The organism is Billgrantia gudaonensis (assembly GCF_900100195.1).
Taxonomy (GTDB): Bacteria; Pseudomonadota; Gammaproteobacteria; order Pseudomonadales; family Halomonadaceae; genus Halomonas; species Halomonas gudaonensis.
Genome location: NZ_FNES01000007.1, coordinates 25,606 through 44,205, shown reverse-complemented (window position 1 = coordinate 44,205; position 18,600 = coordinate 25,606). Strand labels below are relative to the sequence as shown.

The 18,600-nt window shown below is 65.2% G+C and carries 15 protein-coding genes; 2 read left to right on the top strand and 13 right to left on the bottom strand.

What is annotated here, in order from left to right; translation table 11 throughout:
* Positions 1-21: 21 nt before the first annotated feature.
* The 3 genes from BLP96_RS09810 to BLP96_RS09800 all read right to left on the bottom strand — a co-directional run bounded on the left by BLP96_RS09810 (position 22) and on the right by BLP96_RS09800 (position 3,553).
* Positions 22-879: an ABC transporter substrate-binding protein gene (locus BLP96_RS09810; RefSeq protein ID WP_089685619.1), complete on the bottom strand. Its 858-nt coding sequence runs from the start codon at positions 877-879 to the stop codon at positions 22-24.
* Positions 880-1,112: 233 nt separating this feature from the next.
* Positions 1,113-2,594 (bottom strand): protein adenylyltransferase SelO, encoded by a 1,482-nt coding sequence (locus BLP96_RS09805; RefSeq protein WP_089685617.1) that lies wholly within the window; start codon positions 2,592-2,594, stop codon positions 1,113-1,115.
* Between the two features lie 89 nt (positions 2,595-2,683).
* The gene (locus tag BLP96_RS09800; protein WP_089685899.1) at positions 2,684-3,553 is read right to left on the bottom strand and encodes a LysR substrate-binding domain-containing protein; all 870 of its coding nucleotides are present in this window, start codon (positions 3,551-3,553) and stop codon (positions 2,684-2,686) included.
* A gap of 107 nt (positions 3,554-3,660) precedes the next feature.
* On the opposite strand from BLP96_RS09800, the gene BLP96_RS09795 reads away from it, so the two are divergent.
* Positions 3,661-4,545 (top strand): DMT family transporter, encoded by an 885-nt coding sequence (locus BLP96_RS09795; RefSeq protein ID WP_089685615.1) that lies wholly within the window; start codon positions 3,661-3,663, stop codon positions 4,543-4,545.
* Positions 4,546-4,551: 6 nt separating this feature from the next.
* On the opposite strand, the gene BLP96_RS09790 is transcribed toward BLP96_RS09795, so the two are convergent.
* The 5 genes from BLP96_RS09790 to BLP96_RS09770 form a co-directional block, all read right to left on the bottom strand.
* Positions 4,552-5,817, bottom strand: a complete 1,266-nt coding sequence (locus BLP96_RS09790; RefSeq protein ID WP_089685614.1) for a TRAP transporter large permease — start codon at positions 5,815-5,817, stop codon at positions 4,552-4,554.
* On the bottom strand, positions 5,814-6,380 hold the full coding sequence (locus BLP96_RS09785) for a TRAP transporter small permease (RefSeq protein ID WP_089685612.1): 567 nt from the start codon (positions 6,378-6,380) through the stop codon (positions 5,814-5,816). Before BLP96_RS09785 ends, BLP96_RS09790 begins: the two co-directional genes overlap by 4 nt.
* A gap of 9 nt (positions 6,381-6,389) precedes the next feature.
* Positions 6,390-7,373 carry a TRAP transporter substrate-binding protein gene (locus BLP96_RS09780; protein WP_089685611.1) on the bottom strand — a complete coding sequence of 328 codons (984 nt, stop codon included), beginning with the start codon at positions 7,371-7,373 and terminating at the stop codon, positions 6,390-6,392.
* Positions 7,374-7,613: 240 nt separating this feature from the next.
* Positions 7,614-8,066, bottom strand: a complete 453-nt coding sequence (locus BLP96_RS09775) for a hypothetical protein (RefSeq protein WP_089685609.1) — start codon at positions 8,064-8,066, stop codon at positions 7,614-7,616.
* Positions 8,067-8,161: 95 nt separating this feature from the next.
* Complete coding sequence (locus BLP96_RS09770) at positions 8,162-9,118, bottom strand: 5'-nucleotidase (RefSeq protein WP_089685607.1); 957 nt, start codon at positions 9,116-9,118, stop codon at positions 8,162-8,164.
* Positions 9,119-9,344: 226 nt separating this feature from the next.
* Between BLP96_RS09770 and BLP96_RS09765 the strand changes: the two genes are divergently transcribed.
* Positions 9,345-10,274, top strand: coding sequence for a siderophore-interacting protein (locus tag BLP96_RS09765; protein ID WP_089685605.1), 930 nt, complete (start codon positions 9,345-9,347; stop codon positions 10,272-10,274).
* A 49-nt stretch (positions 10,275-10,323) separates the two neighbouring features.
* Here the strand turns inward: BLP96_RS09765 and BLP96_RS09760 are convergent, their stop codons facing one another.
* From BLP96_RS09760 to BLP96_RS09740, 5 genes are all read right to left on the bottom strand, one after another.
* Positions 10,324-11,670: a TolC family outer membrane protein gene (locus tag BLP96_RS09760; RefSeq protein ID WP_089685603.1), complete on the bottom strand. Its 1,347-nt coding sequence runs from the start codon at positions 11,668-11,670 to the stop codon at positions 10,324-10,326.
* Positions 11,667-13,025, bottom strand: coding sequence for an HlyD family type I secretion periplasmic adaptor subunit (locus BLP96_RS09755; protein WP_089685601.1), 1,359 nt, complete (start codon positions 13,023-13,025; stop codon positions 11,667-11,669). Before BLP96_RS09755 ends, BLP96_RS09760 begins: the two co-directional genes overlap by 4 nt.
* Positions 13,022-14,818 carry a type I secretion system permease/ATPase gene (locus BLP96_RS09750; protein ID WP_089685599.1) on the bottom strand — a complete coding sequence of 599 codons (1,797 nt, stop codon included), beginning with the start codon at positions 14,816-14,818 and terminating at the stop codon, positions 13,022-13,024. Before BLP96_RS09750 ends, BLP96_RS09755 begins: the two co-directional genes overlap by 4 nt.
* 228 nt (positions 14,819-15,046) lie before the next feature.
* Entirely contained in the window at positions 15,047-15,601 is a 555-nt protein-coding gene (locus BLP96_RS09745) for a heme acquisition protein HasA (protein WP_089685597.1), read from the bottom strand.
* An 87-nt stretch (positions 15,602-15,688) separates the two neighbouring features.
* The gene (locus tag BLP96_RS09740) at positions 15,689-18,484 is read right to left on the bottom strand and encodes a TonB-dependent receptor (RefSeq protein ID WP_089685595.1); all 2,796 of its coding nucleotides are present in this window, start codon (positions 18,482-18,484) and stop codon (positions 15,689-15,691) included.
* Positions 18,485-18,600 lie beyond the last annotated feature (116 nt).

Sequence of the window (18,600 nt, the reverse complement as noted above, 5' to 3'; positions counted from 1 at the left end):
GGGCGCCCATGTCACAGCGACTCATTCGTTACCCAGCTCGGGAAGACCGGCCACCGGTTTCTGGTAGGTGTCGACGAAATCCGGCATGTGGCCAGGAATCGCCGGGACAGCGACACCGGGGATGTACTCGTCGACGATCTCGCTCCACTCGCCGGACTCGTAAATGGCCAGGATGCCCTGATTCAAGTCTCCCAGGATCTCCTGGGGATCGTCCTTGGATACCGCCAGCGCCAGCGGCGCACGGATGAATATCTTGCCCGCCATCTTCACCGGCTTACCGGCGTTGATGTACTCCTGGGCGGAGGTGTCGTCGACGATGACCGAGGAGATACGACCGATCGCCATGTCATCCACGGCAGTGACGTAATTGTCGTATTTGGCCAGCTCGACGTCGATATCGCTGGAGTTGACCACGTTCTCTTCCATCCATGCCTGCTGTGAAGAGCCACCCTGAACGCCAATGCGGGCCCCGCAGCATACGGCGGTAAAGACGTTGAGATCGGAGTCTTCGGGCACCAGCACCACGTCGTTGGTTTCCCACCAAGGGATGGTGAAATCGATGTTTTGGCTACGCTCTTCGGTGACGGTGAGGCCGGTGGCGAGGATATCGATCTTCTCCGCCGCCAGTGCCGGAATCAGTGACGGGAAAGGCATGTCCTGAAACTCGATCTCGATGCCGACCTCCTCGGCGATCGCCTCCATGGCGTCGATGGCGATGCCCTTGAATTCACCCCCCTCCACATAGGCCCAGGGCGGGAAGGAGGCCTCAACGCCAACCGTGTAGGGATCCTGTGCAGAGGCCGTCGTGGCCAGCCCGCTGCCGATGACCAGGGTTCCCATCAGGGCGGCGGGCAGAAGCGATGCTTTTATTCCTTTCATGACGTTCTCGCGCGTTGGTGAGTTTTATTATTCCGCCACGTCAATATGAGTGCGCCTTTTCACGGCTGTCAACTCGCCGAGGGTGCCATGGAGCCAGTTCGAGGCGCATCCAACGCGGATCGCGTCGAGTGCGGACGGGAGCGACACCGGCCATTGCCTGCAGAAAACCGACGCTCACTCGCGCTTCGGGAACCACACCGAACGTGGCGCGCAGAGTCCCTTCTGGCCCCGGCTCAAGTACCGCAGAAGGTGCGCAACACCCGTTCGGTCGGCTCGGCCGGCCGGGCAAGGGCCTCACGGCCTGACTGTCGGGAGAAAGGTGCGGCCAGCACCTCGCGCAGCGTCTCGAAGGGGCCGAAGTCGTCCTGCTCGGCGGCATCGATCACCGCCTGCACCTGGTGGTTGCGAGGAATATAGAGCGGATTCGCGGCTTCGAGCCGGGCGACGATCTCGTTCGCCGTCACCGCCTCGCTTGCCAGACGCTGGCGCCAGCGCGGCAGCCAGCGCTCGATGCCCTCGGCGCGCTCGAAGAGCTCGAGCAGCCCGGGGGCATCCGACTCCACCGCCTCGGCCAGGCGGCGAAAGCCCAGGGTGAAATCGGCGCGGCCAGTCTGCAGCGTCTCGAGGAAGCCCTCGGCCAGTTCGCGGTCGCTCTCCTCTTGCGTTGCCAGACCCAGCTTGGCACGCATCACCGTCAGCCATTCGGCCTCATAGCGCGGCTCGTACGCCTCGATGACCTGGGTGGCCTTGTCGATGGCCGCGTGCTGATCGTCGTCGATCAGCGGAATCAGCGTCTCGGCGAAGCGCGCCAGGTTCCACTGGGCGATCCACGGCTGGTTGCGATAGGCATAGCGGCCCTCCTCGTCGATGGAGCTGAACACCGTGGTCGGCGAATAGGCCTCCATGAACGCACAGGGACCGTAGTCGATGGTCTCGCCGGCGATGCTGCAGTTGTCGGTGTTCATCACCCCATGGATGAAGCCCAGCCCCATCCACTGAGCCAGCAGTGACGCCTGGCGGTTCGCCATGGCCTCGATCAGCGCCAGATAACGCTCCCCGGCGGGCTCGGCGGCGGTCGACTCCAGCAAGCGTGGATAGTGGCGCTCGATGGCCATGTCGGCCAGGATACGCACCGCTTCGACGTCGCCGCGTGCGGCGAAGTACTGGAAGGTCCCCACGCGCAGGTGGCTCGCGGCCACCCGCGTCAACACCGCACCGGGCTCCGGCACTCGGCGGAACACCCGCTCGCCGGTGGTCACCGCGGCCAGCGCGCGAGTGGTAGGCACGCCCAGCGCATGCATCGCCTCGCTGACCAGATACTCGCGCAGTACCGGGCCCAGCGGCGCACGTCCGTCGGCCCCCCGCGAGAACGGCGTCATCCCCGCCCCCTTGAGCTGGATGTCGCGCAGCCGGCCCTCACGGTCGGTCACTTCGCCGAGCAGCACCGCACGACCGTCGCCCAGGCGCGGATTGAACTGGCCGAACTGATGCCCGGCGTAGGCCTGGGCAATGGGCTCGGCGCCGCGCGGCACCACGTTGCCGGAAAACCACACCGCCGCCTCCTCGGCATCGAAGCGGCCCAGGTCGAAGCCCAGTTCTTCGGCCAGCGGCCGGTTGAAAGCCACCAGTCGCGGCTCGGGTACCGGCACGGGCTCGAAGCGCAGGTAGAAGCGCTCGGGCAGGCGGGCATAGCGCAGGGTGAACTCGGGAAACATGGCGACTCCGATCGTCGGGGCAGCACGGCCGATGAGTTGATACCCGAGTATAACGGTCAGGATTGGAGTCTTCGAGCCGGCATTGCCGTTCAGCTCGCGTTCCTTGGCGAAAGCTCTTCCCATATCAGCTCGGCCAGGCGTCGGGCCGGCTCGGTGGGGCGGCGCGCGGCGCGGTGCAGGGCCAGCTCCACGGCGGGCAGAGGCGGCAGGCCACTGGTTTCGCCCAGCGCCCGCAGCTGAGGCCCCAGCATGCTGCGAGTGACCACCACGATGGCCAGCCCCGCCTGCACCACCGGCGCCAACCCGGCCATGGACTGACTGGTGTAGGCCACCCGCCAGTCCCGTCCCGCCGCGGCCAGCGCCTCTTCCGCCACCTCGCGGAACAGGTCGGCTCCCGGCGAATAGAGCGCCAGCGGCAGCGGGTCCGAAAGCGCCGGCTGACGCTCCAGCCCCACCGCCCAGGCCAACGGCTCGCGACGGATCACCTCGCCACCCGGTGAGCGACGCTGGCGAGTGACCAGCGCCATGTCCAGCTCATCGGCCCGCACCCGCTCGACGAGGTCGGCACTGGTGCCACACGCCACCTGCAGCCCCACATCGGGATAGAGCTGATGGAAGTCGGTGAACACCGAGGTGAGCAGCGGCGCATAGTCCTCGGGAATGCCCAGGTTCAGCTCGCCGGTGATGCGCCGCGTGCGCATGTCGGCCAGCGCCTCGTCGTTGAGCGCCAGCAGCCGGCGCGCATGCCCCAGCAACCGCTCACCCTCGGCCGTGAAGCGAATGCGCCGGCCTTGTCGCTCGTGCAGGGAAACGTCCAGCAGGCTCTCCAGACGGCCGAGCTGCATGCTCACGGTGGACTGGGTATAGGCCAGGCGACGTGCCGCTGCCGTCACGCTGCCGGTATCGGCCACGGCCACCAGGGTACGCAGCAGGCCAAGGTCGAGGGTCGGGGCACGCATGAATTCATCACCATCATTGATCAATGACATCAAGAACGATCGTTATCGTGATGATTGTGGACCGGCTAGCATGGCGACGCCATCCCCCGACACAGGAGGTCGCCACCATGCAGCTGCAAACTCCACGGCTCACCCGAACGACGTGGCATGGCGCCGGCGCGGCCGGACTGGCGGTCGTGCTGTGGGCCTTGGTGCCGCTGCTGGTGGCCGCTGCCGGAAGCGTTCCTCCCCTGAGGCTTTCGGCACTGGCCTTGCTGGCCGGCGCACTGGGCACCCTGCCCATGGCACAGCGCCGGCGGCGGACCGAACCGCCCCTGGCGCAGCGACATGGCGTGGCGGTGTACGGTGGGGTTTCGCTACTGGTGGCCGGTGCCGTGGGCGCCTGCTTCGCCAGCCTCTCCTTGGCACCGGCCGCCGAGGCGGCACTGATCACCTACACCTGGCCGGTCCTCTTCCTGCTGGCGAGCCAGTGGCTGGCGCGGCGGCGGCTGTCACCGGCCACGCTGGCCGGTACCGGCCTGGCATTCTCGGGGGGTGCCCTGCTGGTGCTTCCGCAAGCCATGGCGGGCGGCTTCTCCGGCGCCTGGCACGGCTACCTGCTGGCGCTGGCGGCAGCCCTCTGCTGGGCGCTTTATTCGCTGGCCTGCCAGGTGCCCGGCTGGCGCCTCGGCGAGCGCATGCCGCACCTGCTGCTCATCGCCAGCGTGATCACCGGCAGCGCCAGCTTGCTGCTGGAAGGCGTCAGCGAGATGCCCTCGGCTCCGGCGTTGCTGGCCATGGCGGCCCTGGGCCTGGGCCCCTACGGCATCGCCATGCTGGCCTGGGACTACGCCCTGAAAGCGCCCAATGGCCGGCACCTGGGCAACCTGGCCCACGGCGTACCGGTACTCGCCACCCTGTTCCTGGTAGTGAGCGGAGTGACGCCCCCGGACTGGCGCCTGCCGGTAGCCGCACTGCTGGTGGTGGCAGGGAGCCTGACGGCCAGCCGGTGACGGCTCTCAGCGCGAGATGAGCCACTCGGTCAGCCACGGCTGCCAGGCCAGCAGCACCAGGGTGGCCAGGCTCGCCAGCAGGAACGGCAGCAGCGCGCGGAAGATGCGCAGGGGTGGCGTGCCGGTCATCGACGAGGCGATGTAGAGCCCCGCCCCCACCGGGGGCGTCAGCAGGCCCAGCACCAGAGTCAGGCACACCACCACCCCGAACTGATAGGGGCTCACGCCGAACTGTTGCTCGGCGATGGGCAGCAGAATGGGCACCACCAGGATCAGCGCGGCGATGCCGTCGATGATCATGCCCACCAGCAGCAGCACGCCCACCAGCAGCAGCAGGAACAGGAACGGATCGGTGGTCAAGGCGGCGATTCCCGCTGCCGCGAGCTGCGGCAGGCGCTCGTAGGTCACCACCCAGCCGAACACGCCGGCGGCGGCGATGAGCATGATCACCAGCCCGGCGTTCATCGCCGTACGCTGCAGTACCATCGGCAGGCACGCCAGGCGCAGTTCGCCGTAGAGGAAACGCCCCAGCAACAGTGCGTCGAGCGAGGCCAGCGCCGCCGACTCGGTGGGCGTGGCCACGCCCAGCAGGATGCCGCCGATGATGATCAGCGGAATGCCGAGCGCCGGCAGCCCCATCACCAGCGCCCGACGCGCCTCGTAACGACTCGGCCAGCGACCCTTGGGATACTGCTGACGGATGCCCACCACGGCAATGGCCAGAAAGAAGGCGAGCCCCAGCAGCAGCCCCGGCAAGATCCCGGCGATGAACATCTCGGCGATCGGCACCTGGGCCATGACCCCGAACAGCACGAACAGCATCGAGGGGGGGATGATCGGCGAGAGCAGCCCGCCAGCGGCGGTGATCGCCGCGCTATAAGGGCGGTCGTAGCCCTCGGCCTCCATGGCCGGCACCATGGCCCGCGACATGATGGCGATCTGCGAGGCGGCCGAACCGACGATGGATGCCATCATCATGTTGGCCACCAGATTGATGTAGGCGAGCCCCCCGCGAAAACCACCCACCAGCAGTCGCGCCAGGTCGATCAAGCGCCGCGTGACGCCGCCCTCGTTCATCAGCTCGCCGGCCAGCATGAACAGCGGAATCGCCAGCAGGCCGTAGCTCTCGATGGCGGCGAACAGCTGCTGGGGATAGGACTCGAACAGCACCGTGTTGCCCGACGCCTGGATGTACACCATGGCGGTGAGTCCCAGAACCAGGGCGATGGGCACGGCCCCGAACAGCAGCAGGACGAAGGCGGCAATGGTCATGGGCCAGCCCCCGGGGTAGTGGATGCCGTTCGAGCATCGCGCAACCCGCGCACGGCCATCCCCAGATTGGCCAGCCCATGGAAAGTGAGCGACACCGCGAACCACGGCACGATCAGCCACACCCAGAACTTGCGCACCCCCAGGGTCTGGGTGTTCTCGGCATAGATGAAATTGAAGGTCTCACCTTGGAACGCCTGGAGGTCGAACCCCAGTCGGGCGAGGGTCAGCGGTTGGTACCAGCGCCAGCACAGCCACAGCAGCAGCACGGCGAAGAGCAGTACGACGGCGTCGACGAAGACCTCGAGCCAGCGGCGTGCCGCCTGGGGCAGGGCATCGGCGAGCAGCGTCACGGCGATGCCCTGACGCCGCTTGAGCACCGCTGCGGCGATCAGGAAGGTCATCCAGATCATGGCATAGATGGCCAGTTCGCTGACCCAGTAGAGCGGACTGCCCGCGGCCCGGAAGGCCACGTTGAGCAGGATCAGCAGGGTGACCGCCGCTGCCAGTGTGGCGGCGGCGATCTCCTCCAGGCGGGCCAGACGGCCGGAGAGGTGCGACAGCATCGGCTCCCCTTACTGGCGCAGCTGCTCGGCTTCCTCGCGCAGCGCCTCGAGCATCGGCGCTTTCTCGGCCCAGGTGGCCTCCCACTCGTCGATGGCCTCGGAGAAGAACTCGGCGTCGGCCTCGACGATGTTCAGGTCGAGCTGGCGAATCTCCTCCTCCTGAGCGGCGTCCATCTCCTGGAAACCGGTCAGCACGTTCTCCAGATGCTCCGACATGGTCGTCTCGATCAGCTCGCGATCCGACTCGTCGAGCTCGCGCCACACGCGGCCGGAGACCACGCCCACCATGGGAAACATCATGTGATTGGAGATCAGCAGGTTCTCGGCCTGCTCGTAGAATTTGAGGATCAGGATGGAATCGAAGTCCATGTCGATGGCGTCCACCTGGCCGTTGGCCAGGGCATCGTAGACTTCGAGCAGCGGCATCGGCTCGGGGGCGGCACCGGTGGCCGTGTAGAAGTCGCGAATCGGCTCGAAGGGGGTGATGCGCAGACGCATGCCTTCGAGGTCCTCGGCGCTCTCGATGGGCTCGCGGCTGAGCACCTGGCGCATGCCCACCATGCCGTACCCCATCCCCACCAGGCCCACGCCCTGGGGCATCAGTTCGAGCAGTTCGCCGGCGGTGTCGGAACGCAGCAACGCCGCGGCATGGTCGACGTCGTCCACCAGGTAAGGGGCGTACAGCGCGCCGAAATCGGGAATGCGGTTGGAAATCTCGGCGATGGTCAGAAACGCCATGTCCAGCGCACCGGTCTGCAGTTGCTGAACCATCTGCGCCTCGTTGCCCAACTGCTGTGCCGGAAAAACGCTGACGCTGTGCTCGCCTTCGGAACGCTCGGCGAGCGTCTCGGCGAAGGCCTCGGCCTCGGTGGACCACAGGTGCTGCGGCGGGGTGATCAGCCCCAAGCGGAATTCCCGCGACTGGGCGGAGAGCGAGGAGGCGGCCAGGGCGGTGGCGACCACGGCCAGGGTCAACGTCTTGATGCGGTTCATGGCAGGGTTCCCTTGTCTGTCCAGCACGGCGGCGCGGGGCCGCGCTCATTCGTTATGAACCCCAGAGCGTACCGCAAGCCAGGCGTTGATGGCACCTGCACCTGCTACGCCGGCGCCATGGCCTACGCTGCCTCTGCGCCCTACCGGCTTTGGCGCAGGCAGGGGGAGAAGCAACGCGTCGAGGCGGAATCGCGGAAAGCCGACAGCGCCGGCCCCTTCACGGGCCCGGCGGCCGGAGCATCACTCGAAGCTGGTGCAGACGGGCGCCTGCGCGGAGGGGTCGTGGCCCACCTCGAGATCGAGCGCTTCGCTGACGTCCGTCAGCGCCACGCGCCACTGGTGATCCACGCTCACCGGATCGCAGCGGCCCTCGCTGCCCTCGCCGAAGTTGGAATCGATCCAGTAGTGCACGTCGTAGAGCCTGCCCTCCTCGAGGACGCCCTCGAAGCTGACGGAGAACGCCGGATCCTCTGTCTGCTCCACGGTGGTGGATTCGGTGGCCACCACCTCGCCCGCCGTGACGTCATACACCGCCACCTCGACCGTCTGGCCGCCGTGGGGCGTGTTGAAGGTGCCGTCGCCGGCGAAGGTCAGGTCGTGGCCCTCGGCGGCCAGTGCAGGGGCCGCCGCGACCAGCAGAGCGGCGGGCAGCAGGTGCAGCAATCCGTGGCCAAGGGGGGTCGACAGCTTCATGACATACCTCCTGCATGCGTTCCTGTGAATGCAAGGGCCACCCGGGCCCGTGCCCTCAGCATAGTTCATGCAGTTTTCCCCGAGCGCACCGTCCTCTAGTCCTGCCCCAGGTCTCCTCGCCCCACGGACTGATTGAGCTGCCCGAACGGTACGTGCACCGACGGCAGCCTATCGCTGGTCGCCGATAGGTGAGAGGCCTGGTCGTCGAAGAAGATGTGCGGCTCGATGATGCCGAGAACGTGCTCCTTGGCGATGCCACCGAGAAAATAGGCTTCGTTGACGGTCACTCCCCAGCTGCGCATGGTGTGAATGACCCGCTCATGCGCCGGGGCGTTACGGGCGGTGACGATGGAAACCCGCACCCTGGGCCGATAGGCGCCCAGGGTCTCCTCCTCGCGCAGTTTTTCCAGCGCCTGGATGTGCGCCAGCTTGCGCAGAAAGGTGGCCAACAGCCCCGACTCGGCAGGCACCTGAGCGTTGGCCCGCTCGTATTCGCGAAACGCCTCGATCCCCTGCTCCTGATAGATGGTTTCCGACTCGTCGGTCACCAGCACGCCGTCGAAATCGAAAGCGATGCGCAGTTCCTCCTCGTCGGTCAGGTCGAGATCGCCCGACGACAGCACCTGCCCCGCCGGATGGCCGGCCAGGATCGCCTGATCGACGTCCTGGCGATTGGCGGACAGGAAGAGGCTGATGTTCAGCGCGGGTATGAAGCGGTGGGGATAGCGCCCCTGCAGGAAGATCGCCCGGGTGATGCCCAGCTCATGATGCTCGATCGACTTCATCACCCGCAGCCCGGTTTCCGGGTCGTTGCGCGACAGCAGCACCACCTCGATGGGCGGATTCTCCGGGCTCAGCTCGTTGAGCGACAGCAGGCGCTTGATGAACGGAAAGGCCACGCCGGTGCCGAGGGGAACGTCCTCGTTGTCGCGCTGGTAGACACGATAGGCCGCCTCGCCCTGCTCACGAAACACCCGGTCGGATTCGGCCAGATCGAAGAGCGCACTGGATGCCAGTCCGATGACCAGGCGTTCACTGAGATCGTAGGGCATGGGCCTTCCCGTCCTGTTCGAGCGTCACGTTCGATCGACCATGCCCCAGCGTTGCCCGGCGAGCAAGTGCCCTGCCGGTCGCCCGTTTCACTCACGGCAGGACGGCGGTTCCGTAACAAGGGGCCGACATGACGCGTTAGCCGGCACGACCCCTCAAACCACCCAAGCATTGAGAATCATTATTATCATTGGTAGTGTTCGACTCTCCCAACAGGAGTTCCATGTCATGGCCGGACGCAGCAGCTATCGCCTCTTCGATATCACCCTGGCACGGCGCACCCAGGTCGGCGCGTCGCTGGTCAGGTTCACCTTCACCGGTCCGAATGTCGGCCGAATGGCCACCCATGCGCCCGACCAACGCATCAAGCTCTTCTTCCCCACGGCCGACGGCGACCTCGAGAGACTCTTCGAGATCGCCAAGCGGAAAGCGCACGACTGGTACGGTGCCTATCGCGCCCTGCCCGAGCAGGCGCGACCGCCGATGCGCACCTACACCATTCGCGCCCTGCGCCCGGAGCAGGGGGAGGTCGACGTGGAATTCGTCCTGCATGGTGACACGGGGCCCGCCTCGCGCTGGGCGCTGCGTGCCCGTCCCGGCGACCGCCTGGCCATGACCGCCCCCGTCGCCGATGCCGAAGGCCCGGCACAGGGCTTCGAGTGGAAGCCACCGCGCGACGTGCGGCGGGTGCTCATCGTCGCCGACGAAACCGCCCTGCCGGCGGCGGCCGGCATACTGGAGAGCCTGGCGTCGCGCTCCCGGCGTCCCAGGGTCGAAGCCCTGGTCGAGGTTCCGCTCGATGCCGACATCCAGCCGCTGGCGCACGACGCCAAGCTGCACTGGCTGCCGCGCGAAGCGGAACCGGGGTGCAGCCACGGCGAGCGCTTGTTACGGGCCATGCAGGACATCGATCTCAGCGACGAGATCCGCGCCCTGGGCGGCGCCCCCGAAACCGCGGACGCCCCCGACGAACTCGACGACGAGCGCCCCTTCTGGGAGGCGGCGACACTCGATGACACCGCGCCCTTCTATGCCTGGATCGCCGCGGAAACCCGAGTGGCAAGGAGCATTCGCCGCTACCTGGTCAACGAGTGCGGCTTGCCCAAGCGCTACGTCACCAGCATGGGCTACTGGCGCCAGGGCAAGGCCATCGGTTGAGCCTGACACCGGCGAGGCGATCGATCCCGCCTGACTCCCGACCGACGCGTCAATCGGCAAAGGCTCCCGCTACCCGCTCGATATCGCCGTCATCGAGTACCCCCGCGTGCCAGCGCAACGACAGCCAGGCGAGCAGGTAGTCATAGCGGGCGCGGGCCAGGTCGCGCTTGGCCTCGAATCGCTGGTGCTCGGCATTGAGAGCATCGAGGTTGGTACGCTCGCCGCCCAGAATGCTGCGTCGAGTGGCTTCCAGCCGGGCGCCGGCGGCAGCCACGGCATTCCGGTAAGCCCGGATGCGCCGGCGACTACTCAGTACCATGCGGTACTGGCGTTCCAGGTCGTTGAGCAGCTCCGCCGTGGTCGCGTCCAGTTCGTGGCGCGCCTGCGCGAGCGTATCGTCGGCGCGACGGCTGGCAGCCAGTACGCGCCCGCCGGCATACAGCGGCACCTCGATCTCGATACCCACGCTATCGGTGTCGTAGCGCTGCCCTACCTGGTTTTCGGCGCTCGAGTCGCTGACCCGGCTGCTGGCGAACAACCGCACGCTGGGCAGGTGTCCGGCTCGCTGCTGATTGAGCCGCTGCCGGGCCGCCTCCAGCCGCTGCCGTTCGGCGGCGAGCTCCGGGTTGCGTGCCAATGCCCACTCCCGCCAGCGATCCAGCGCCGGCGCGCCCTCGCCCATCGTCGGGGATGTCGATTGCAACGGCGCCAGCGACGCCGTTGACGGCAGCCGACCGACCAGGGTCTGCAGCTCATTGCGAGCTGCCTGCAGCCGGTCCTCCGCCTCGATCACCTGCGCCTCGATGACCTGCGACTGGGCCTCGACCTCCAACTGATCGGTCAGGGTTCCTTCACCGCTCGCCACGAAGCGCTGACTGCGCCGCGCCTCTTCCCGCAACGCAAGCCGGTGGGCTTCGGCCAGCGTCATCTCATCCTGGGCATAGAGAACGTCCGTATAGGCCTGCAGCACGCGCACCGCCAGCGCCTGTCGCGCCCGCTCCCGGCTCAGGTCGGCGGCCTCGGCCAGCGCCGCGCCCTCACGGTACTGGGCGTATGCCGCCGCATCGAACAGCGGCTGGGTCAGGGTGAAGCCAGAGGAATGACTGGTGTAATCCAGATCCTGGGTGGTTTCACCGAACGCCGTGCTTTGACGAACTTCCGAGTCGTTGCGCGCCCGCGAATAGCGGTAGCTCAGGTTCGGCAGCAAGGCCGCTCGGCCCAGCGCGTGCTCGTGTCGACCGGCAGCGCTCTCGCTGCGCGCCGCCAGCCAGCTCGGATCATGGCGCAACGCCCGCTCGTAGGCCTCGCGAAAATCCAGTGCCAGGGCCGGCACAGCGACGCTGCACGACAAGGCCAGCAGCAACCCACGGGACAACGCATGCGATAGCCGGCTCATGCATCCCCCCAGGCAGTACGCGCCCGATCCAGCAGCGGCTTGAACAGGTAGTTGAGCAGGGTGCGCTCGCCGGTACGCACGAAGGCCTCCACCGGCATGCCGGCCTTCAGCGGGGCACTGCCCAGCGCTTTCAGCTCGTGCGCCGCCACTTTCACCCGAATGCGATAGTAGGGCGTGCCCGTTCGTTCATCGACCAGGCGGTCGGCGGAAACCATCGTCACCTCGCCGGGCACCCGCGGCGTGGTGCTGCGCTCGAACGCCGTGAACGCCAGCTCCACCGGAAGTCCGGTTCGTATCCGGTCGATGTGCTCCACCGGCAACTGCCCCTCCACCAACAGCGGCTCGTTCCGGGGAACGATCTCCATCAACCGGTCGCCGGCCTGCACCACGCCGCCTTCGGTATGGTGCGACAACCCCACCACGATACCCGTCGCCGGCGCGCGTATTCGGGTATGCGCCAGGTCGAACTCCGCCAAGGTCAGGCGACTCGCCAGCTCGCGCTGGCGCAGGCGGGCCTGGGCCAGGGCATCGCCGACGTCTCGCTGGTACTCGTCGCGCCGCTGCTGCATGCGCAGCTCCAGTTCGTCGATCTGGCGCCGCCCCTGCCCCAACGAACCGCGTTCGGCGACGATCTCGCCATGCAGCTGGGCATGCTGGCTCTCGATCTCCAGCAGGCGATTGCGCGGGATGTAGCCTGCCTCGGCCAAGCCGCGCAGGTTGTCGCGCTGCTCACTCAGGAAGGCGAGCCGCAGCCGCTTCTGCTCCAGAGAGGATTCGAGGCCGGAGACGCGCGCCCGCTGTCCTTCCAGGCTGGCTTCGAGCCCTGCCAGTTCCGCGGCGAGCGAAGCGCGCCGGCTCTGGAACAGTTGCCGTTGCAGGGCAAGCACGGCGAGCCGTTCGGTGTCGGCTTCGGCGGTCAAGGATTCGGGAAATGCCACGCTGTCGAGGGCGTCGCGCTCCGCTTCGAGGCGGGCGATCTCCGCCACCGCCGCGTGGTACTGTCCGCCCAGCATCTCCACCTCGCTGGCGTGGCGCGTGGCATCCAGGCTGACCAGCACCTGCCCCTGGGAAACCAAGTCGCCCTCTTGCACCCACAGGCGCTCGACGATGCCGCCGCTGGGGTGCTCCACCGCCTGTCGGCTGCCGGAGACCACCACGGTGGCGGGGACCGCCACACCGTTGTCCAGCGGTGCCATCGCCGCCCAGACGACGAACAGGGCGAACCCGCCGAGCAGAGTCCAGGCGGCGAGGCGCCGCGGCCGCCGCCGACGACGTTGCATGGCCAGCGCCTCCCAGTCGGGAGAGGCCGAAGTTACAGCACCGCGTGCTTGGGAAGAATCGGCCAGACTCGTCATGCGCCCGCCCCTCCGCCAGCGGCATGAGCGGTGCCGACTGCCGCCGACCGGCTCTCCATCTGGTAAGGCCCATGGGCGATCCGCGTCGCCCCGGCCGGCACCGGTTCGCTTCCGACCCCCATCGCGCGCAACACCTCCTGGGTCGGCCCGAACTTGACCTGCCGCCCCTCCTTCAGCGCCAGCAGATGGGTGGTTGCCTTCAGCACCTGGGGCCGGTGGGTGATCAGTACCGTGGTGACGACGCGTTCGCTCAGCCATTGCAACGCCGCCAGCAGCGCCTTCTCACCCGCCTCGTCGAGATTGGCGTTGGGCTCGTCGAGCACCACCAGCGCGGGAGGACCATACAGTGCCCTGGCCAGCGCGATGCGCTGGCGCTGGCCGCCGGACAGGCCGACCCCGCCATCGCCGAGGGGCGTGTCGTAGCCCTGCGGCAGCGACAGGATCAGTTCATGAACGCCGGCGGCCTTGGCCGCCACGATCACCTTTTCGGCATCCGGTTCGTCGAAGCGGGCGATGTTCTCCGCCACGCTGCCGGCGAACAGCTCCACGTCCTGGGGGAGGTAACCGATATGCGGGCCCAGGCGCGCCTTGTCCCAGTGCTGGATCTCGGCACCGTCCAGGCGCACCGATCCCACCCGCGGCGTCCACACGCCCACCAGCAGACGGGCCAGCGTCGACTTGCCGGACCCCGACGGGCCGATGACGCCCAAGGCCTCGCCCGGCGCCAACCGGAAGCCGATCTGCACCAGGGTCGGGGCCCTGCCGCCCGGCGGCACCGCGCTCACCGGCTCTACCGACACGGCACCGCGGGGTGCCGGCAGTTCCAGGCCCGCCCGTCGCGGCGGATGGGCCTCCAGCAGCGCCAGCAAGCGCCGATAGGCCAGGCGCGTCGACGTCCACTGCCGCCAGGCATTGATGACCTGGTCGATCGGCCCGAGCAGGCGGCCCATCAGGATCGATCCCGCGATCATGGTGCCGGGGCTGATGGCACCGCCCACCGCCAGCCAGGCGCCCAGCCCCAGCACCAGGGATTGCAGTGCCACGCGCAGGCTCTTGGAAACCGCCGTGATCAACGCCGTGCGCTCGCTGGCCAGGCCCTGCAAGGCCACGAAGCCACCGTGCAGCCGCGTCCAGCGGCGGGACAGCGCGCCCAGCATGCCCATGGCCTCGATCGCCTCGGCGTGTCGCAACTGGGTATCGGCCATGTTGCCGGCCTGCACCGAAAGGCCGCCTGCCTTGCGCAGCGGCGGCTGGGAACGCCGCTCGTTGAGCCAGGCCAGGGCGATCAGCAGCACGCCGCCGACCAGCGCCAGGCAGCCGATCCACGGATGGAACAGGAACATCACCAGCAGGTAGCAGGGAAACCAGGGCGCATCGAAGAAGGCGAACACCGCGTTGCCGGTGATGAACTGGCGCAGCGAATCGAGATCCCGGGTCGCCTGTCCGGCCTGGGCGTTGCCGCCCCGCAGCCCCCGCTCGAAGGCGGCAGCGTAGACCCGTTCGCTCAACGTCTCGTCCATGCGCTCGCCGACCTGGATCACCACCAGGCTGCGCACGTACTCCAGCGCCCCCATCAGCGCCAACAGGCCCACGGCCATCAGCGTCAGCAGGGCCAGCGTGGTGGTATTGCCGGAGGCGAGCACGCGGTCGTAGACCTGCAACATGTAGAGCGGCGGTACCAGCATCAGCAGATTGATCACCGCACTGTAGGCGCCCACGGCGCGAAGGCCGCCGCGGTAGGTGCCGAGGGCCCGGCGTATTTCGTTCTGCGGCTGGCCGCGCGAAGGATCCATGATTGGCTACCCCTTGTGATGAGCCGTGAAATTCCGGCGAATCCCTTGCGGGGGACTCGCACGACGATTCGGTTTCGCTCATCGCAGGGTCACGGCGGTCGTGCTTGACATGGCACCGTCGCCAGCGACAATGCCAAGGTGCCGCGCCCCGGGCACCAGGCCCGTGGCGCGGCAGTCAAGCGTTACGGCAAGGGGCCTCCCCTTGCCTTTTTTATCGTTGGGCCACGCTCAGGCGGCCAGTGCGACATCCAGGTCGCTGGTTTCTTGTACGCCAGTCGCAGAGGCCGGGAGGGGGAATAAATCACCGAGTTCCGCAGTATCGAACTCGGACTGGGTCAGCAAGCTTTCGGAGACGATGTAATCCTCCAACTCACTGGTGTCACCGTTCATCAGTCCCCAGACGATATCGTGCACGTCATTTCCTGCACCGCTACCACTGGCATCCAGCCCATCGATGGACAGTTCCCAATCAGTCAGTCCGAAGGAGCCGCCAGAGGGCCCGTTCAGGCCGTGGCCAAACTGCACGTTGTCCAGTTCACCTGACAGAACGTGATTATTGATGTCATACGCCAGCCCATCGGTCGTGTCGCTACCCGCAATAAAGGCGTATGAATTGTTAGCACCGGAAATGGCGTACTCCTCACCGGACAGACCACCACTGTTGAAACCACCTGTATTCGAGCTCCCATGGTTGGAGTTATTGAAATTAAACGACCAGCTATCAAGGTAATCAGCCAGCGTCCAGCTTTCGTATTGTGCGTCGTAGGTAATGTCGAATGCCATGGTACTACTCCTTTTCAATTTGCTATGAAGGAGGCCAATCCCCCTCCATCTTTATTCACCCGAGTGGGTGAAATCGTTGTCCAGGGCCTAGAAACGATATTCCAGCATGCCCTGAAGGGTTCTTCCGCGGGCCAGAGCCACGTTTGAAAGATTCGTATCCCCCATCGCGACCAAGTAAGCCTCGTCAGTAACGTTATCCATGGCCAGGCTGAAGGTGAGATTTTCGGTCATATGATAGAAAGCGTAGAGATCGTAGACCTCGTATCTTGGCCACACGGCCATGGCGTAGTGGGTATAATTACGATTCGCATGGTCAACGTTATTGCCTTCGCTGTAGCGCAGCCTGCCGCCTATATCCAGCTGCCCATCAAGGAAGCGAAAGCCTAGCGTGGCCGAGGCACGGTCCGCCGGCATAAAGACGGCATTACCCATGGCTAGGCCACAGTTGACTCTTGCATTTTTCGCAGGGTCATCGACCAATATCTTTCCGCTCTGACGTTGAGTAAAGGTAAAGCCACTTGGGAGTGTAACCTCTCGTTCGAAGACTTCGCCGCTTGGTTCCAGGCGACTTGCACCCCCGAGATAATATTGGTGATAGCAAAACTCATTACTTCCCATCATCTGGGCATAACTCAAATCCGCATAGAGGAGCCCAGCATCATAACTGAGCTCGTACTCCACACCATGAAAACGAGTGTTGCTCAGGTTATTGACGTAGGCGGACTGGCCCAATGACGCAGTGTGATAGGCATAAGGGAGAGTGACGCCCGTTGCCATGTAAGTGAAGTTGTCGATACTAGTATCGAAATAGGCCACCTTAGCGGCAAACCGATCATTTTGGGTCAGCAGCCCGTGCTTGATAATATTGAAGCCAGCCTCCCAGCTTTCCGAACGTTCAGGTTCCAGGTAGGGGTTGGGATACATCATCTCGTACCCACCGCCATGCGGGCGCCCCGTCTGAAAACTTTCGGTGACTGCCGGCGGTCGCCAGCCCTTGCCATAGCTGGTGTAAAGCTGCAACCAGTCCACGCCGGGATTGATACCGATGCCCAGGGTCGGGGAAAGACGCCCAGCGTCACGATCCACATCGTAGGTGATAGGCACCGGCCGGATTTGTCCATCAGGGTCCCAGGTCGGGGTGTTGTCCATGTACCGGCGTGTGGTCATGCCGGTCTGCCCCTTGAGGCGGTAATGGTCGTAACGCAATCCCCCCCAAACGGAAAGCCAATCGCCATATTGGTAGTCGATGTTGGCAAACAGGCTGCCCATCTGGCGTTCCCCTTCCGGCGTCAGCCCCTCGACATACGGCAGGTCAGTGTCAATTGATGGAGCTGCCTGCTCACCACCCGGTTTGAAGGTATCCTGGAACATCTCGGTTCCATAATTGACTGCCAGATCACCGGCGCTACCCAGATCAAAACGCGAGGTATTTTGTGCCTGAGCGCCCAACGTATCGGTACGGTAGATAGAAGTATAATCAGGGGTAGTATAGGAAGAGGTAACTAGTTCGTTATTCCATTGTTCGTTTTCGGTGGTAACGAAATACAACTTTGAGGAAAAGTCGACCAAATCGTTGCCGAGGGGATTATAAGTATAATCCAGGCCATAGCTTGTTGATGTGATGTCGTTCTCACCCAGCAGCCTATACTCGATGTCTTCGGCAGCGCCGCCATTTCTCGTTACATTCTCGAATCGTGCATCGTAGGCTCGTGAACTTGTATCCAGGTAGGTAAACTGGAGCCTATGGTCCGGGTTGGAGCCGATGTTCCACCCAAACTTGGCCAGCTTCGAGTCCATCTCGCTGGAGGCATATTCGACCGGATTATCCACAAACATTTGCAGTCGTTCCGGTTGCTGCCACGCTGAAGCGATCTCGTCACTGAGGTTGCCGACACCGGAAGAACCAGCATGGTAGTCGCCAAAGTTTCGCTCACTGTAAGCCAGCATCCCATCCACTTCTTCATTACCGAATGCGACGACTGCACTGCCATTGAAGTGTGTGCCATTGCCTTCGTCACCTATACCATGGCCTGCCCGCAAGCGACCACCATAGCCTTTCTCTGTATCAAGAAAGTCGCTGGCGTTGATAGTATTGAAAGTCGCTATACCACCCAGTACACCAGCGCCCCCTTGGGCCGCGCTGGTTCCCTTATCGATAGTGACCTCGGAGATCAGTTCAGGGTCGACATACATAGTGCCATTGCGTTGCTGGTGGCCATTTTGATTATAGTTCTGGCGCATACCGTCGATATTCATATTGACGCGGCCATAATCCTGGATGCCCCGAATATTGACTGACAGACCTGGATCACGTTGGTCAACGGCTGAATATACGCCTGCTGTTTCTTCCAACATGTCGGCGGCATGGCGTGGAGGTCGGCGGTCGATCTGCTCGCGGGAGATCACGCTGACCGAGCGCGGTTCGTGATAAACCCAGTCGTCGCCAATGCGGTCCGCCGACACCGTAAGCGTGCTGAGCGCCACCTGATCGCCGCGAGTGGTCATCGTATCGGGCCGTGGCTCGACGAGTTCGGCGGTACGTGCGTTGCGGTATTCGACTTCCAGGCCCGAGCCTTCCAGCAACGCACGCAGCGCCGCGTCGGCGGTCATCTCGCCGCTGACGGCCGGTGCCGTGGCATCGATGGCCCGATCGTCCGGGCGCAGCACCGAGACGTTGGTGATGGCGGTGAATTCGCCCAGCGAATAGAGCAGCGACTGCTCGGGTATGTCGAAGCGATAGCGCTGCTGGGTTCGTTCCTGCGCATGGGCCTCGCGCAGCCCCAGCAGAAGCACCAGAACCCCCATGAACCCGGCGACGAAGAGCGTCTCGAGCAGCGTTCGGCGTAGCCGCGGTTTGGCGTACAGCAACCTCCAATGTGGCATGTGACCCTACCTTTTCACGTTAATGATTCTGCTTCTCATTCATATAACGTGCAAGGCAGGGTGCACCCTCAACGATTCGCGCAAAATGGTTTGAAATGGCTGCGCAGCGGAGAGCG

Excerpts from the sequence above, each read along its gene's own strand:
- BLP96_RS09810 (WP_089685619.1), bottom strand. The coding sequence starts at position 879 with ATGAAAGGAATAAAAGCATCGCTTCTGCCCGCCGCCCTGATGGGAACC.
- BLP96_RS09805 (WP_089685617.1), bottom strand. The coding sequence starts at position 2,594 with ATGTTTCCCGAGTTCACCCTGCGCTATGCCCGCCTGCCCGAGCGCTTC.
- BLP96_RS09800 (WP_089685899.1), bottom strand. The coding sequence starts at position 3,553 with ATGCGTGCCCCGACCCTCGACCTTGGCCTGCTGCGTACCCTGGTGGCC.
- BLP96_RS09795 (WP_089685615.1), top strand. The coding sequence starts at position 3,661 with ATGCAGCTGCAAACTCCACGGCTCACCCGAACGACGTGGCATGGCGCC.
- BLP96_RS09790 (WP_089685614.1), bottom strand. The coding sequence starts at position 5,817 with ATGACCATTGCCGCCTTCGTCCTGCTGCTGTTCGGGGCCGTGCCCATC.
- BLP96_RS09785 (WP_089685612.1), bottom strand. The coding sequence starts at position 6,380 with ATGCTGTCGCACCTCTCCGGCCGTCTGGCCCGCCTGGAGGAGATCGCC.
- BLP96_RS09780 (WP_089685611.1), bottom strand. The coding sequence starts at position 7,373 with ATGAACCGCATCAAGACGTTGACCCTGGCCGTGGTCGCCACCGCCCTG.
- BLP96_RS09775 (WP_089685609.1), bottom strand. The coding sequence starts at position 8,066 with ATGAAGCTGTCGACCCCCCTTGGCCACGGATTGCTGCACCTGCTGCCC.
- BLP96_RS09770 (WP_089685607.1), bottom strand. The coding sequence starts at position 9,118 with ATGCCCTACGATCTCAGTGAACGCCTGGTCATCGGACTGGCATCCAGT.
- BLP96_RS09765 (WP_089685605.1), top strand. The coding sequence starts at position 9,345 with ATGGCCGGACGCAGCAGCTATCGCCTCTTCGATATCACCCTGGCACGG.
- BLP96_RS09760 (WP_089685603.1), bottom strand. The coding sequence starts at position 11,670 with ATGAGCCGGCTATCGCATGCGTTGTCCCGTGGGTTGCTGCTGGCCTTG.
- BLP96_RS09755 (WP_089685601.1), bottom strand. The coding sequence starts at position 13,025 with ATGACGAGTCTGGCCGATTCTTCCCAAGCACGCGGTGCTGTAACTTCG.
- BLP96_RS09750 (WP_089685599.1), bottom strand. The coding sequence starts at position 14,818 with ATGGATCCTTCGCGCGGCCAGCCGCAGAACGAAATACGCCGGGCCCTC.
- BLP96_RS09745 (WP_089685597.1), bottom strand. The coding sequence starts at position 15,601 with ATGGCATTCGACATTACCTACGACGCACAATACGAAAGCTGGACGCTG.
- BLP96_RS09740 (WP_089685595.1), bottom strand. The coding sequence starts at position 18,484 with ATGCCACATTGGAGGTTGCTGTACGCCAAACCGCGGCTACGCCGAACG.